Annotated in this window: 10 protein-coding genes and 1 pseudogene; 1 reads left to right on the top strand and 10 read right to left on the bottom strand. The window is 56.1% G+C overall.

Going from position 1 to position 15,877, the window contains the following annotated elements:
- Nucleotides 1–198 precede the first annotated feature (198 nt).
- Genes AC6I6S_RS16795 through AC6I6S_RS16775 form a run of 5 tightly spaced genes read right to left on the bottom strand, consistent with a single transcriptional unit; the run spans nucleotide 199 to nucleotide 9,823 of the window.
- Nucleotides 199–3,252, bottom strand: coding sequence for a type IV secretory system conjugative DNA transfer family protein (locus AC6I6S_RS16795; RefSeq protein WP_497951750.1), 3,054 nt, complete (start codon nucleotides 3,250–3,252; stop codon nucleotides 199–201).
- A complete protein-coding gene (locus tag AC6I6S_RS16790) occupies nucleotides 3,249–4,568 on the bottom strand; it encodes a DUF8128 domain-containing protein (RefSeq protein ID WP_497951749.1) in 1,320 nt (439 codons plus the stop codon). Before AC6I6S_RS16790 ends, AC6I6S_RS16795 begins: the two co-directional genes overlap by 4 nt.
- Nucleotides 4,568–8,077 carry a VirB4 family type IV secretion system protein gene (locus tag AC6I6S_RS16785; RefSeq protein ID WP_497951747.1) on the bottom strand — a complete coding sequence of 1,170 codons (3,510 nt, stop codon included), beginning with the start codon at nucleotides 8,075–8,077 and terminating at the stop codon, nucleotides 4,568–4,570. Before AC6I6S_RS16785 ends, AC6I6S_RS16790 begins: the two co-directional genes overlap by 1 nt.
- 6 nt (nucleotides 8,078–8,083) lie before the next feature.
- Nucleotides 8,084–9,556 carry a TrbL/VirB6 family protein gene (locus AC6I6S_RS16780; RefSeq protein ID WP_497951746.1) on the bottom strand — a complete coding sequence of 491 codons (1,473 nt, stop codon included), beginning with the start codon at nucleotides 9,554–9,556 and terminating at the stop codon, nucleotides 8,084–8,086.
- 42 nt (nucleotides 9,557–9,598) lie between these two features.
- Nucleotides 9,599–9,823 (bottom strand): hypothetical protein, encoded by a 225-nt coding sequence (locus tag AC6I6S_RS16775; RefSeq protein WP_497951745.1) that lies wholly within the window; start codon nucleotides 9,821–9,823, stop codon nucleotides 9,599–9,601.
- 518 nt (nucleotides 9,824–10,341) lie between these two features.
- Here AC6I6S_RS16775 and AC6I6S_RS16770 point away from each other — a divergent pair.
- Nucleotides 10,342–10,665 (top strand): hypothetical protein, encoded by a 324-nt coding sequence (locus AC6I6S_RS16770; RefSeq protein WP_497951743.1) that lies wholly within the window; start codon nucleotides 10,342–10,344, stop codon nucleotides 10,663–10,665.
- A 41-nt stretch (nucleotides 10,666–10,706) separates the two neighbouring features.
- Here AC6I6S_RS16770 and AC6I6S_RS16765 read toward each other — a convergent pair.
- From AC6I6S_RS16765 to AC6I6S_RS16745, 5 genes and pseudogenes are all read right to left on the bottom strand, one after another.
- Nucleotides 10,707–11,147, bottom strand: a pseudogene (locus AC6I6S_RS16765) (zinc ribbon domain-containing protein); the annotation flags it as partial.
- Nucleotides 11,138–12,115, bottom strand: coding sequence for a metal ABC transporter permease (locus tag AC6I6S_RS16760; RefSeq protein WP_497951741.1), 978 nt, complete (start codon nucleotides 12,113–12,115; stop codon nucleotides 11,138–11,140). The gene AC6I6S_RS16760 and the pseudogene AC6I6S_RS16765, both read right to left, overlap by 10 nt.
- Entirely contained in the window at nucleotides 12,115–12,867 is a 753-nt protein-coding gene (locus AC6I6S_RS16755) for a metal ABC transporter ATP-binding protein (RefSeq protein WP_497951740.1), read from the bottom strand. Before AC6I6S_RS16755 ends, AC6I6S_RS16760 begins: the two co-directional genes overlap by 1 nt.
- Nucleotides 12,867–13,907 (bottom strand): metal ABC transporter substrate-binding protein, encoded by a 1,041-nt coding sequence (locus AC6I6S_RS16750; RefSeq protein WP_497951739.1) that lies wholly within the window; start codon nucleotides 13,905–13,907, stop codon nucleotides 12,867–12,869. The genes AC6I6S_RS16755 and AC6I6S_RS16750 overlap by 1 nt, the downstream gene beginning before the upstream one ends.
- Nucleotides 13,908–14,787: 880 nt before the next feature.
- On the bottom strand, nucleotides 14,788–15,300 hold the full coding sequence (locus AC6I6S_RS16745; protein WP_497951737.1) for a hypothetical protein: 513 nt from the start codon (nucleotides 15,298–15,300) through the stop codon (nucleotides 14,788–14,790).
- Nucleotides 15,301–15,877 lie beyond the last annotated feature (577 nt).

Here is a 15,877-nt window from a genome sequence, read left to right as displayed (position 1 = left end):
CGGCTTACATTGTGGTGAGGCAAACACCGAGTCAACTGCCAGTTTTCCACGCACATCCACCCAAACGATGCGGTGGGATGTGAACCTTCAGCGCACAGTGAAAGTAGACGATGACGGGCGCTGTATCCCCGCCGTGAACGGCGAGGTTTTAGGCCCTGCGCCGCCTTACATAACCCTCACAGCGTAAGCTAGCTCCCGCTACCGCCTTGCGATTTCGAACTCGTCGCCCTCGGCGCCGTCTTGGTAATCGATCTTCTCGTCGAGATTATCGTCTTCAGAAGTGGTCGGATCTACCTTCCCGGCGACTGCTCTGGCTTCCGCGAGACTGTGGGAATCGTTATTATCAATCTCATCAGCGTCAGCGAGACTCTCGCTGTCGGTGTCCTCGGAACATACTACCTCAGTATCCGATGACTCTTTGATCGACTCGCAGACAGTGTCCACCTCATCGGCCGTTACGTCGTACATCAACAGGCCGTCGTCGACATCGCGATCGTCGTTCGGTACAATCGCAATCCGGAACGCTTCGGGTTCGGGAATCTCGTCGTGGCCGTGGTCGTCGAACATGGTTTCAGGGACGAGCGGTTCGTAGACCCAAGACCAATCGTCTGTGAGCTTGTTCTTCGAACCGTACACTCGTTCGAGGTCGCCATCCATCTCGACGGCGTACCCTTCGCGGTCGACATCGTAGTAAGCTGTGGCTGGGGCGTCAGATGATTCTCGCTCACGGAACGCCTCGACGTCGCTAAATCGGATAAACGTCTCACCACCCCCACGTTCGCGGCAGATGATTCCTCCGCCGGGACGTTCGATCCACTCGGTCGAGACAGTGCCCGGAACGACGGCGAATCGATCTGGCTCCCGTTCGACCGATGTGGGATTCATCGTAATGCGATTACGAGTGTAGAACTTCCGTGAGGCATCGGTCGGCGTTCTCGAGGAGACGTACGAATCGGTGGCATCCACACCGAAGATCTTCGCGAGGCGCCTGGCGTTCTTAGTCAGACCGTCCGAACCCCCGTCTCCGACGACGAAAAGCAACTGATCCGGGCTTGGTGCTTTCGCCGCGTTCTTGATCGGACCACCCGGTTTCGTCAGTCCCTTCGATTCAACCTCAATGTACAGCGTCTCCGTCCCTGAGAGGTCCAAAATCTCCTCGTACTCGTTTTCGATGCGTGCTCGAAGTAGTTGCTCACGCTCGTCGTCTGCGAGCTCATCAAACCCACTGGGTGGGAGGACGTCTGGAGGGATTTTCCCGACAGCATCGGGGAGCTCGTCGCCATCCTGTGTTGGTAACTCCATACTGTAGCCAAGGCAGGTCCCCCACTCGTAGACCTGCCGGAGCATGTAGCGGTGCTCGTCGGAGCCACCAGAGCCACCGCTGCCGGTCTGGAGACCAATCGTCTCGCGTCCGTCGGGGGTGACCGATACCTCGAGACCATCCGCAGTACTGCGTTGGGTAATTGCGCCAACCGACTCGAGTCGTTCGATCATATTTGACGCCGGTGTCGGACCGAGTCCAGTCGCATCCATAACGTGCTCTCTCGCATCTGAAGTCGGCACGCTCGAGACCCCTTCGCCAGCCCGAATTGTCGCATCGTAGATCGCCTTTACCGCAGTACGTGCCGTCTCCGTGTCTGCAACCTCCATCGGTTCGTCAATGCTGTGTTCCGTGTTCTCGAGACCAACTGCTTTTGCACCCGCGGACTGTGTGGTATCAGCAAAGAACATTCCGTCCAGGATCTCACGTCCAGACTGACGTTCGACACCATAGTCACCAATCGACTGCTGGATCAACTCGAACGCGTCTTCAATCGAATGTAGGGGAGGATACGGCGGCGTGAGTTTTGCCATGAAGCTGTCGTCCTCGTGACGCAGTTTCGTCTGGGCGTGATAGTCGGGGATCTGCGTGAGATCTTCTGCGTTCTTGCCACCGAACCGCTTTGCGAGAGCGTGTGCTTCGTCGGGAAGTAGTGGATTCAGTGAGACGAGCGTGTTACAATTCGAGAGGATAGCCTGTTGGGCACTTTCGTCAAGTTGGTGGAGCGTCTGCGAGGCAAGCATCAACCCCAAACGTTTCGACCGGGCCTTCGTGAGCATCTTATCGATCTGTGATGCATCAGTAAGAACGTCGTCGCACTCATCAATCATCAAGAAGTACGGATCGTACTCGGCACCGAGATCGTCGACGCCAGCAAGTTCTCGGACTTTCCGTTCAGACTCGGAAACACGGTCGGTGACACAGGTCCAGATCCGTCGCATAACAGCTGTTGCAACCATGGTCTGGGCTTCGTCCGGCAGATTGTTCTTGACGATGACGACCTTGCCTTCATTGACTGCTTCGGCGATCGAGACGTTCGACTCGCGCTGGGCGATAATCTGTCGAGTCATCGGGTTCTCGACCCAGTCTTTGAGCCGACCGATCAGCGGATCGAGTTCGCTATCACCGAGTTCGTCGGCGATCCGTCGGGTGAATCCCTCGAGAAAAAGGATGTCATCGTCGTCGATTTGATCACCGATCAGATTCGCGTACTCGGCTCTGTTTTCTTCCTCGAGGAGCGTATAGTACATCTCGATCGGTGTGAAGTCACGCGGATGGCGAACCATTCCACGGACCATCGTCTTCATGATCCGATCCATTCGAGGCCCCCAGTACTCGCCGGCTGCGATTAGGTTCTTGAAGTCGTCAACGATGCCTTCGATCTCTTCGTCGAATCCCGGCTCATCGGGCTCGTGGAACGTCTCGAAGAGGTTGAATCCGATTGTTCGGTCCATGTAGTCGTCGCCCGGTGCAATGTAGATCACGTCGTCCCAGCGGTTACGAGGGACCCGACGAAGCAAGTCATAAATGTCATCCCCTTTAGGATCGATTATCGTGATCCCGTGGCCGGCGTACATTAGCGCTACGGCGTCGTTGTACATTTTCGTCGTCTTTCCGGTCCCCGTCGACCCACCGTAGAAGACATGCCGGAACAGCCGGTTGAATTCGATCGGAACCTCTCTGCCCGTGCCCTCGGAGACACCGATCCACAGCGGCTGTTCTGGTTCGGCTTTCGCGTTCTCGATCATCGCTCGAGGCCAGGCTCCGGCGAAAGACTCGACCTCCTCTTCGACCGGATCGTAGCGGTTGATCAGCCATTCTTTTCCATTTATCAAGACTGGTTTCGAGGGATCGTCCTCACCTTCGATCCGCGCACCGAATTTTTCAATCTCATCTGGCGTCTCTGAATCAGAAAACGGATTCAAGCTCATGGAGTCGCCTCCGGTTCCTTGCGATCAACCGTCTCTACTTCTGGCATCGTCTCAGCACTGTTTCCGTGGTTGTCCCCCCACGTTGAGGGGACTGCGTACTGCCAGTTATCATCGGATTGTTGCGAACGCTGTTCTGGTTCCCAGTTGACGACATTCGCATTGTGCCATTCAGAGAACCGGGTCGCATCAGCAGGGACGTCTCCGGCATGGGAAGTGAGCGACCAGTCGACGTCTTGAGTGTTGATCGACTCGTTCGGAATATGCATCAGGCCCGCAGCGGCGCGAACCCCCATGACTATCTTCCGGTTAGTACGGTTACGACCGAACGCTCGTCGGAGAGTTTTCTCGAGATTTACGCCCCGCTGTGGAACGATCTCGAAACCCTGCTCAGTTGCCGACTCGTAGTAGCCGTCGAACATCTGTGCTGTTTCCTCGACACGGTTGATCGCCGCATCCGAGTCGTCAGACACCGCAAGTACACGAAGGTTCAGCCAGAATCCCTTCTCGCCACGCTGTTCACGAACGATCTTCGACGCCTTTCGATCCTTCTCAGATGCTTCGCGCTGTTCGCCCTCCAGTGTGTTATCCTCTGGAAACGCTTCGTACTTGAGTGCGTCAACGAGTCCGAACTCCTTGGTCGGACTCTTTAGCTCGTCAGCGACGTCATCAATCGACGTCCCGAATAGGCCGCCCTTCCACCAATCCACTGATGCCGGTTCAAAAACGGTTTGGACGGCGATATCCGTGACAGTATCAGACTCCCGCTCGCCGATCATCTCTGCCGTGATCGAGCCGTATGGATCGTTCTCGAAACCCTCGATATCCATATGCCGAATCGGGTAGAGATGCTTTCCGTTCTCTCGCTTCCGAAGCCGAAGGACGGCAGCGGCGGCGTACTTACTCTCCTCGAGCGGGAGAAGCCCTGGATGGGGGTGCTCACTGACGTCGACGTGGGCGTCCGGGTAAAAGGTCTCGAGTTGGCGCTCTATCTGCTTCCGTGCCTTTTCTGTGCCCATCACGTACTGGAAGCCGATTCGACCGTTGATGTTCCGCATCTCGAAGGCGTGAGTCGGTGCCGAACTCGAGCCAATCAGTGGGAGTCCGCTCGATCCAGCCGTGTGGACGGCCGTAAGCAGATCGATTGCATTTGTGATTCCACCGCCGTCCTTGTTGGGTTGGATCGATACAGAGTGTTGCGGTGGCGTAGCCTCGTACAGCGTATCGATCGTTTCGGCAGTGAGTTCGAGTGATCCGTAGTCGGAGCCAATCCCGAGTTTTCGCTTCGTCGATCCAAGCGCCCGTTTTCCGAGGCTCATCAGGACCACCTCCAATCACAGACATCATCGTGTTTCAAGAGATACTCGCGGTAGTCCTCACCGTGAGTCGACGGATCGTACATCAACGCGATCGACTCGCGGGGGTTCATCTCGCGGTCCATCCGCACACGAGCTGGGAAGCAACCCTCGTCGTCGATACGGAGCAGTGCTTCAGAGAAGCCGTCGGCCTGGTTGCCTTTCTGGAGCCCACTGATGATCTCACCTTCCTGCTCAGAGAGACCGAGCTTCTCGGCCCATTTCGCGTTCATGCCTTCGACGAACTGGTAGATTTCCATCGAGGAGAGTTCAAACATCGTCTCGGCGTTGTCAGTCATGTGGACGTTGCCCTCACTGTCAGTCCCGAAGAAGTCCTTGTGTGACTGCGTGCCGGCACCGATCGAGAGATCCCAGTGGCGATGATGGCGGTACTTCTGTGAGAGGCTCTTGACGGTCATGTCGTCGCGCAGGAGGTAGTGGAACTCGTCACAGAAGATCATCCCCCGCTCTGGCCGGGACTTGACCTCGTTGTACAGCAAGTCAAGCAGTAGGTGCATCATCAGCCCGCCGCCCTCTTCGTCGCCTTCTTTCAGTTGCAAGTCTGCCCAGACGAAGTCGGTATCCGAGAGGTCAATCTCGGTCTGATGGGCCAGGTGCTCGAAGTGGCCACCCTCCTTGAACGGCTCCACCTGGTTGTTGATGATATCGATTGCCTTCTCCTCTCGCTCAGCCACCATCGTCTCGTTGCTCATATCGTCGACGAACGGACCTGCGTCGTGGGCCATTTCTCTGATTACGTCAACGACGTCGAGGACGGTTGGCGGGTCGCCATCGTAGCCGCTTTGGCGGCGATACTCTGGATCATGGGTCTTGGGATCCTTCTCGACCCCCATCCGCTCTCCGGCGATACGGATTCCCTGACTCCAGACGGCCCGTTTCGTCGAGAAATCGAAGTTCTGGATGTTGTAGTACAGCTCTAGGAAGTCGAGGTTGGAGTCGAGCCAGCCGGTGTAGGGGGCGTCCCAACCGATGACGTCGAGTTTGTCTTCGGGCGTTGGGGAGATTTCGAACGGGTTGAGGTGCGTCGATCCGACCACGATACGTTCTCCCTCAAAAATTTCCTGGAGGTTCGCAAACTCCTGAAGCGGGTCGATCACCGCCATGAACATCTCGGGATTGGTCGTTTTCTGGCGCCACAGCACTTCGCTCGAGGTGACGGTCTTCCCGGCCCCCGTTTTACCGACGATCATCCAGTTGTATCCGGCGTCGCGTTTGTAGATGTCGACGGACAGCGGTTCGTTTGTCGCCATGTTTTCACCGATCTCGATGCCGGTGGGATCGTACAGGTTCTTTGTCGTCCAGGCGTTCGTCGTTGCAAGGCCGTCGGCTCGCATCCGGACCTTCTGTCCGATCTTATCCTGGCAGGCCGGTGCGACCGTCTGGTGGCCTCGATCATGGTTTCTGTGAAGGACGGTTATGTCGGCGCCCTCGTCGGCCAGCTTCGAGCGAATGCTCCGAATCGCCCGTTCGATCGCCGCGGGGTCTCGAGACTGTACTTCGATATAGGTCTGGGCTTCAAACATATCGTGGCCGCTTGCGAGGAACGATTGCAGCATCGATTTGGCCTCCTGTTGGTTCTCGCGGTACCGCTCACCAAACATCGAGAGTTTCGAGTTCTCTACGCGCTCGGCTTTATCCTCCAGAGCGTCCTCGAGATCCGCGAGTTCGCGTTCGGCCTTTTCCTGATCGAGGACGTCGATGTGCGTTGAAACGTTCGTCGCGACCTCTGCGTCGTCGAACTGGAGGACGGTCTCGAGGATGCCTTGCGGTGGATCTTTCGGCCAGCTCGAGATGAACATCGTGGCTGAGTGAATCTTGCCGTCGATCGTGACGAAGGAGCTGTTACTCCGATCGAACGATTCTGGCGCGAGCAGTGATTGAAACTGGTCGTCGAGTTCTTCGTTGGTCGTTGCGATGTCGGCTACACCTGGTGAATTCGCTGGAAATCCGTCGCCCCACGAGGTCCCTTTTCGAGTGAGTGTCTCGTCACAGCCAGGTGCGCTCTCCGACGTCTGAGCGGTGGTTTCCGCCGACTCAGCTGTGTCTGATGGTAGTCTTTCAGAGGTTCGCTTACCTCTCGAGACTGCGAATTCGACATGCTTTTCGGCAGTCGCGAGCCTCGAGTGGGACCTCGAGAGTGTCGCCGTTGGATTACGCTCGGCTTCAGCGTCGAGGTGGGCGTACGTTAGTTCGTATTCGGGATCACTCGCGTAATCAGCGTCCGACATTGGATCTAGCGTCGAGCCGGACGCCGCTTTCGGCACCGGTACCGGGTTTTGACGGACAAGTGAGGTGTAGTCTGCGTGTGCGTAGACGTTTGCACTCTGGTAGTGGTCGGCTGCGACCTGTGCGAGACGTTCACTGGGAATTCCGTTCGCTTTGACGCCGTCAAGCCGCCGGATTGCCTCGGTGAGCGTCTCGAGACGATCCTCGAGCAGATCGATCATCTCGGGGACGTGCTCACCGGACTTTCGCAGTTGATGGACTTTGAAGTTCGTGTACAGCCGGCCGATAAACGGAATCGAAGTCAGGCCACCATCGACATCATCGCTCGAGACGACATCGGATGGTTTGACCTCTGCAATCACATAGGGATCGACGACCAACGTGCTCAGGTCATACATTGAAACGACGTCCGATCGCTCCTGACAGAGGTCAGCGTGAACCTGCATCCCGAACGGCAGGTCCTCGTAGGAGATTTCGCCGGGTGGCGCCATTCCATCACCAGTTGCGATGATCGTCTCGTGACGCTGGTGGTAGCGTTCGATCCGTGGGGTGTAATCAACCATGCGCATATACTCGGAGATTTGGATGCTCCCCGAAAGGGCGGTGTTCAGGACCTTCGCGTAGAGTTCTGATTGACGCTTCCAGGCGTCGTCGCTCGCCGTGACCATGTTTGCAGGCGACACTGCTATCGCTCCAACAACGGTTCCGCTGTCGGTTTCAAGGGCTGGAGTGCCGCTGTATGCGCGTTCGAACTGGACGATATCCTGTGAGCGAAGCGGGCGGTCCTCGGACTTGTCCTCCGGACTTCCAGAGCCGCCGATAAACGGGATCGCCTCGAGTCCAGGAAGGGGGGCAAGCCGACCGAAGAGTGAATCGTTTTCCGGCTGTTCGATGCCTGACCGCTCTGGGTATCTATCGTATAGCATGATCTCTTGTTGGGTTGCGAAGCGAACGATGGTCTCAGTGTACTCGAGTGCCGACTGCCAGGGTTCCTTTGCGCTGATGAACCCCAGACCGATTACCGCCCAGGCGAATGCGAGCAGGTAGAAGGGAAGCCGAGTCCCCGGTGGGACCGCCTGTCGAGTCACGAACCAGATCACCGCTGTCGGAAGCAGTGCCGCTCCGATTTCGAGTTTGCTAACTCCCAGAATCACCTGATCGCCCGAGACGCCGCCGAATACTTTGAAATCAGTTCCGTTCGAGTCGTCTGTAGACGCATTGCTCATAGTGTATTACTCGCTTCTGTTCTGGCGCACTCGGGATCGAACTGCGCGCCGACGTTGAGTCGGTGAGAGCGATCTGGATCGACGTCTCTGCGATTTCGAGGACGTGATCGTGGGCCCGTCGCCGATCTTGTTGTTCGGGTTCCAGTTCTTCGGTTTACTCGAACGTGGATGTGCGGTCGCTGTTGACGAACTCCTCCATCGCGACCGCTCGTATACTGCTCTCGCTCGGTCCGTTGTAGAAATGCCTGCGTACGTACCACCGCGTTTGAGCCGACCCACTGCACTGCGGGCACGTGAATATCTGCCGCTCGTAACTGCAGGAGCGGCCGTTCGAGCACTGCCGACTGCGCTGGTCGCAGTCGCAACCGCTGCACCTTGCATCGAGATGCCGATCAGCGTAAACGAACCACTGATTGCAAGCGGTACTACCAGTGCGATAAAGAACACCGCCATCGTCATTCCGAGGTTGATTACCTCGACATCGTGGAACGTCCAGTTGAGTTCGTAGGCTACCCGAAGCAGCAGTGCGGTCGGCCAATTCCATACCAGCAGGGCGTAGTACTGCCAGATGAAAACGGAGCCGACCTGTTTCACGCGTCGGTTCCCGCCCCAGTAAGCGAGTAAAATCAAAACCGGGAGCATGATCGGTGCGATGTAGAGGAGCATATGTCGAACCGTGTGTATCGTGAGGAGAGCGATTCCAGCAATCCAGCCCTGGAAATAGAGACCGATCACCACTGCGAGTGGACCGCTGATCATTGCCCGTTCAGATTCAGCGATCTCATCCCCTCTCGGAAGGAAGAACTGTGTCACTGCGTCAGAAAAGGCGTGTAACAGTGCTGCATACTCCCACGAAGCGACGATCAGAAAGACCGCGAGTGTCGCCGAACCAAGCGTGGCAAACATCTGTCGTTTCGTGAACGCCGAGATCGCCGGCCCGATCAAAACGAGTAACGCCATCAGGGTGACGACGCCTCCAACGAGGGGCATGATGAACGGTAGATAGACCGATTCGTGCAAATCGTTGTAGATGCCGCCTGAGACGCTCCCGTCGTCGACGGGTGTTCCGGTGATCCCATGGATTCCGTCGTTTTCGATCGTGGGCGTCCCCAACATATTGTTGAAGACGCTATCGACGAAATACACCATCGCCTCGTGGAATCGCTCACTCGCCCATTCCCAGATCGCTGCGATTGCGTCTACAGGTGATGGGACACCGGTTATGGGATTCAGTGAATCTACGCCGTCCGAAGCTGTAGTACCGTCCCCAGTACCCCCACTGCCTGTGTTCGCCTCTGTATCAGTAGACGCATTTGTTGGGTCAGTACTCGGATCAGTATCGCTCTCAGAGGAGTTCCAGCGGCTATCTGGTTCATCTGAGCTGTTGTCAGTGTCTTGGGAGTAGGTGCTGTGGCCAACTCCACCTACCGCGGCCCCCGTGGTCGTTAGTAGTACCACGGTAATGATGAGCAAAACCACCGCAACAACCTGGACGAGGCGACGAAAATCCATTTCACTCCCTCAGAGGAACGGCGAGCACCCTTCACCGACGCCCGGTCCGCTGACGTAGTCGAATGCCACGTCGATGAACGTGAGGATGAAAACGAATCCGATGACGCCAACGATCACACCAACGATCATCAGGTTCCCCATCGCTGTCGCCCCAGCAAAGAGCGGGAACGCCCGGAGGACTAACCCCAGCAATGCGATCACGACCAGCAAGCCGACAATGAATTGCCAGAGCATAATCTGTGTGTCCGCGATCAACAATCCGATTCCGTCGTTACAGTACTGCGCGCTGGCTGATTGACTCGCAGCCGTGACTACGATGACGATTACGAGAAGTCCTTTTGTGAGTGGCGCTAAACGGTCGCCTATTCGTTCGTACACTGATTGCTCGAGGCACGTCCCGAAACGGAATCTCGAGCATCCGTTCACCCTCACCGAGAGCGCCCACAACAGGGCTTTCAAAATCAGTGGTCGGTCCGATTTGCTAGCTTCGGTCTCGCCTGCGGATGGCTCATTCCCCATGGTTGTGAGTGGTTTGATTAACCTTATTCCGATTGTACCGATATTGCCCCAGTACAATATTAGAATGAGGTTATAGTGAGCCCTTACTACTACACCCCTAATAAAACTGTTGTCGTAGAACCATCGTTCCGAATCGGCTATGTTTAAGACGACTGCGTAAACTCACTCAAACGTGAGACACCCCTCCTCCAAAGCTGAGACTCCTGATCAAACGGCGATCACCTGCCTCCGCTATGAGTGACGAAGAGTCCGCTGATCAAACGGAGAAAGCAATCAACATCGAAGTCCCTGAAGGGGACAAGACTAGATACGTCTCAGTAGAGATGCCGCTTGACCAGTACGAGTCACTGGACGACCTGAAAGATGAATTTGGGATGACGTGGCGCGGTCTGCTTATTCATTCACGGCGGCAATTGGACGGAATCCCTCAGCCGGAGAGCGACGAAGCAGAAACCAGCCAGTACGAACTGCTCAACGAAACACGGCAACGGCACGGGTTTACGTGGAAAGGCATGTTGCTGTTTGCTGAGCGTGATCTGCGATCCGATGCCTCTTGATTCTCTTCTGTAATCCACTGGCTTTGGTCAACTACCCCACCCTACTTCGCTCGGCCTGACGGCCTCGCTCGTGGAGGGTGGGGCTTGTCCGTGAACTCGGCCTCGAACCCATCGGGGTAGCCGGTAAATCCGGCGTTCGGCGTCACCGTTCCAGACGTTAGGGCGAGCTGACTGTCGCCGGTCCGCCGAGACGACTGTTGGCCTCGACGGACGTACCGCAATCCGATGTTTTTCGCCGCGTTGTAGTCCGCGTTCGCTTCCGACTCGCACTTCTCGCATTGGAAGTCGTTACGCGACGACCGATTCTCGTCCGCCGTGAATCCGCACCCGGAACACCGTTTGGACGTGTACGCCGACCCGACTTGCTTCACCGAGATCCCGACCGATTCGGCTTTGTACTCGACCTGTTCGTAGAGCGTTCGGAATGCCCACTTGTGACCCCACGACGCACCGGTTCGGTCACGGATATGGGTTAGTCTGCGGACTGCTCCTCTGGCATGGGTTGTGTCGCTGCAACGGTCTCTCGATGCGAACGAGCTTTCCCGATGAGTACTGCGATGATATAGATTGCAACGGCGACGAGAACAATAGTCCCGCCAGCGGTCATCTCGTACTGATACGACAATGTGATCCCTACCAGCACAGCAATCTCTGCGAGTACGATTGATGCAAGCAACGCTTCCCGAAATCCACGGGCGAGTTGGGTAGCGCCGGCGACGGGAACAACGAGCATCGCTGCGACGAGGATTACACCCATGATCTGCATTGCCCCGACGACCACCATCGCTGTCAGCATCGCCATCGTCCGGTTGTACCATGGGACGTTCAGGCCTGCGACGCGGGCAGCCGTCTCGTCAAACGTCACGTACACGAGCTGCTTATACGTAATCCCGACGACGAGGACGATAATGGTGAACAATCCGATGAGAAGGATCGCGTTCTGCTTCGACACCGTTGAAAGATTTCCGAAGAGATACTGATTGACACCGACCGCCAGCCCACCTGCATTGAGACTAATGAGCACGGCGCCGAGCGCGAAACCGGTTGACAGGACAATTGCCATCGATACGTCGTTGTACGCGTCGGTCACTTCCGAAATCAACTCGATACAAAGAGCAGCAATCATCGCCACCACGACCGCGGTGAGATACGGTGAGATGCCAGTTCCTAAGATCGCATTAACGAACAGTCCGACTGCAACTCCCGCGAAGGCAGTGTGCGCCAGCGCATCACCGATCAACGCGAGTTGGCGGTGAACAAGGAACGTGCCGATCAACGGGGCCATCACGCCGATCAAGATGCCGACGAGGAACGCCCGGTGCATGAACGCGTAATCGAGCATTTCGATTCCAAGTTGGTCGCCGATAGTCCAGAGGAGGTCGCTCCATCGGTCGAGCAACCAGAGCATCAAGTCGTACACCACACTCAGTGACGGTCCTGTGAGCCCCATCAGACACTTACCTCCTCATGGCGATGGAGATTGGTCCCATACGCCCTGGAGAGCGCGTCGGTCTCGACGAATTCGTCAGGCGAGCCATCGAAATACACCTCGCGGTTAAGACAAATCACCCGTGACGTGTGTTCGAGCACGGCACCAATGTCGTGTTCGACCAACAGAATCGTCATACCATCGTCGTTGAGCTGGTCGAGCAGTTCGAAGAACACTTCGACGGATTCGGCGTCGACACCGACAGTTGGCTCGTCGAGAATGAGTAACTCGGCTTCGGAGGCCAGTGCTCGAGCGATGTACGCACGCTGCCGTTGCCCGCCAGACAATCGAGTGATCCGTCTATCAGCCAGATGGCTGATACCTACTGTCTGAAGTGCGTCACGCGCCCGTTCCCGGTCAGCTGTCTGAACCCGTCTGAACCCTGCGTGGGGGTATCGACCCATCAGGACGACTTCCTTGACGGTGATCGGCATCTCTTTAGTGTTCTCGGTGACGTCTTGAGCGACGTAGCCGACCCGTTCGCGGTCCTCAAACGCGCGTGCGGGATGACCAAGCAGGCTGATCTCTCCCTTGTCAGTCCTGTGTAAGCCCAAGATCAATTTGAGGAGAGTGCTTTTGCCCGAGCCGTTCGGTCCAATCACCCCAACGTATTCACCGGGTGCAATCGTGAACGAGATATCGCGGACGACAGGGCTCGCTGTGTAGCCGAACGAGACATCATCAACGTCAACAAGGTGTGTGGGTGTAGCCATTATTCGAAGTTGCGCCAGTCGCCATCGAGCGGTGTTTCTCCGGGTTCGGAAACCCCGAGGACTATTTCGAACGTCGGCATGTTGATATTCCGAGCGATTTCGAAGTATCCCCAGCCGCGATCGGCCCATTCTTCGGTTGTTCCTGCGTATGGTGTCACCGGAAAATACGCCTCGACATCCGTTTCTTCGAGGAGTTGCTGGGCAGGTCGCCTCGGTTCGAAGACCGCAGCACCCATATAGCGGATATCATGATCGCCAATCGTCTCACGAGCCCGACGCATATCCGCCGGGCGAATATCGTCGGTGGCCGCGAGGTTCGTGACGAGCGGCTGAACGGTCGCCCCATAGTGGTCACCGATGTATTCGAAGGCGTTGTGCGCAGCCAAGAAGACGACATCGCGCTCGGCAGCGTCGAAAATTGCTTGCCACTCCCCGTCAATCACCTCGAGTTCGCTCCGGAGTGTGTCAGCGTTGTCAGCGAGTGTTGCTTCGGAATCTGGCACGACCTCGACTAGCCCGGCGGCTATGTTGTCAACAGCCTGTTTTGCCAAGGTCGGATTGAGCCAGAAGTGCGGGTCCTTCCCATCGCCCACCTCTTCTTCCTCGTCAATAGTCTTGGCAAGATCGAGCAGGTCGATTCCTTCGCGGACGTTGATAAGGTGGGTGTCGGCGTCATCGTCGTGGACCGTCTGAATTGCGCGGTCGGCCCACGGTTGAAAGTCCTCGCCGACGTGGAGGAATGCATCTGCATCGATGATATCACGGGTAATCGAGGGATCCGGCTCCCAGCCGTGGCCGTGCATCCCCACGGGAACGAGGTTCTCGACTTCGACAGGTGTCCCATCCGCGATCTGGCGGGCGAAATCGTAGAACGTGAAGAACGATGCGACCGCAACGGAGGATTCCTCATCATTTTTCTCTCCTCCTGACGCGGTGTCGCCGATACACCCAGCCAACCCAATCAGCCCAGCCCCAGCCGCCGATGATAAAATAGTTCGACGCGTGGGGCGACTCATATCCGAATTGAGTTCGGAATTCATGGGAGGATTTAGATGGGGCTAAACTAATAGTTTATCGGTTCGAATTTCCGATGGGGTCTAATCCCCCCTTCAATAGTTTTGAAACCTGCCAAGAATAGGCGCCTATGGGTCCGCAGAGACAATGTGAACAGACTGCGCTATCTCTTCAAGAAGAAATAGGTTTATCACCATCGACAGGGACCAGTGTGTGAAGTACCGCAGGGACAAGCCCTAAGGCACTCTCGCTGTATCACTGTAGAGTGCCTTAAGACAGTCTCCATGACTGTGTTAAACATCATTGCTCTGTATTAGGGGCACCTAATATCTAAATTCGTCTCCGGTACATCAGCGAGAGTAGTGCTGCATACCGCCGTGTACTCTGAATGAGTTCAAGAACAATGATTGAAACTGCGAGGGAATTAACGTCAGCAATCATACCTATTAATCGGATAGGTTAGCACCAACCTCTTGGGAGAAACGATGCCAATTTGTTGTATTTAACAGGGGTTCGTCTAAACATCATCAATTTAGGGATTCAACAGAGCCAATCCACCCGAATCAACTTCCGGTGCACCTTCCACCAGAATATCAGATAAACCATTAAATAGAATAAGGTTAAAATAACATCTAGCCATGGGATTACTCACACAGTCCAACGTAGCAGCGGTTCGGTGGTTCGCGATCGGTACCGTTGCTATGGCGTTTGTAATGTACCCCACATGGAGCCTAGTATCCGCGTTAGTCGTGAGCGCCGCTGGTGCATTCATCTATTTCGTGGGTGGAAACGAGAACGCACATGGCCCGATACGAAGAATCGTGGCGGGAGCCGGCTATATGGTGTTACTCTTCCTCGGGGTTGGGCTTGGTGTCTAACCACGAGTTGTTCCGCCTCGAGTACCACTCAACTTCTCTCGAGTGCTCGAACCATATCGATAACCCTCTCGACGTCGCGGGTCAGTGCTTCGAAATCTTCGTGAAGATCGTCAATACGCCGTTCGAGGTCGTCTGATTGATCCTGGTCGTCGGTATCCTGTAGTTCCTCTTCGACCGCACGAAGACGTCCATCGAGTTCATCAAGACGGTTACGGACAACACCCTCCTCGAGAGGGTTCATTCCGTAGTCCTCTTGGGCTGCCGAGAGCACGTCTCGACCTCTGTCTGTTATCCGATAGCCGTACCCTCGTGACGGCGGTGATGATCTTCGATCGCGATCCTCGTCGATCTCCTCGAGCAGGTCGGCTGCGATCATCTTCTGGAAGTGATTGTTCACCAGCTCATTGTAGAGTGCATCCGAACTCGAGGTGACATCGGCTGTCCTGGCTTCGCCACCACTGTTCCAAATGGCCGCCAGTGTTAGATACTGCTTTCTCGTCATATCGCGCGCGATTTCCCACGGTTCAGCAGTTGGATCCATACATAGAGATCACCGGGGCTGCTAAAAAATTTGGTGCGAAAATTGTGCTAAGCAGTAGACTATCGACTGTATATAGCCCTGCCACTCCCCTCACTGTCATAGCTCGAGTCCCAGCCAGGGTCTCTAAGACTGTGGTGGTGTCCCACATCCTCGAGGAGAAGGGAAAATCCCTGCGTCTAGACAGCTCAGATATGAACACTGCGGGGTGTGTCCACCAGGAGGGATATCCACCTCATAGCGTGATGAAATACTGCACGAGCGACGCCAGTGGGACAGCTGAGCGTCTTCCACCCACCTCGAGGCAGCCTCGAGAGACAACGGGAAGACAGTGTGCGATAGCCAGGCCAGCCTCTGGATCTGGAGGGCCAAATGCTCCTGCCTGCGACATGCGAGTCCAGCGTATCTCGAGGTCCACCTCCAGTTCAATCTCAATCTCGAGTTCAAGCGATTTCAAGCGATCTCTCCGGGACAATCAAGGGGAGTACCCCTCTCTGAAACACCCCACCATCCACAGAGCGAGCGCGGAGCGAAGCGAAGCGCGAGCGGCAGTCGGGAGTCGAACGGTCACAAGAGCCTC

The organism is Natrononativus sp. DTA114 (assembly GCF_059736515.1).
This window is presented reverse-complemented; position numbering and strand designations above follow the sequence as displayed.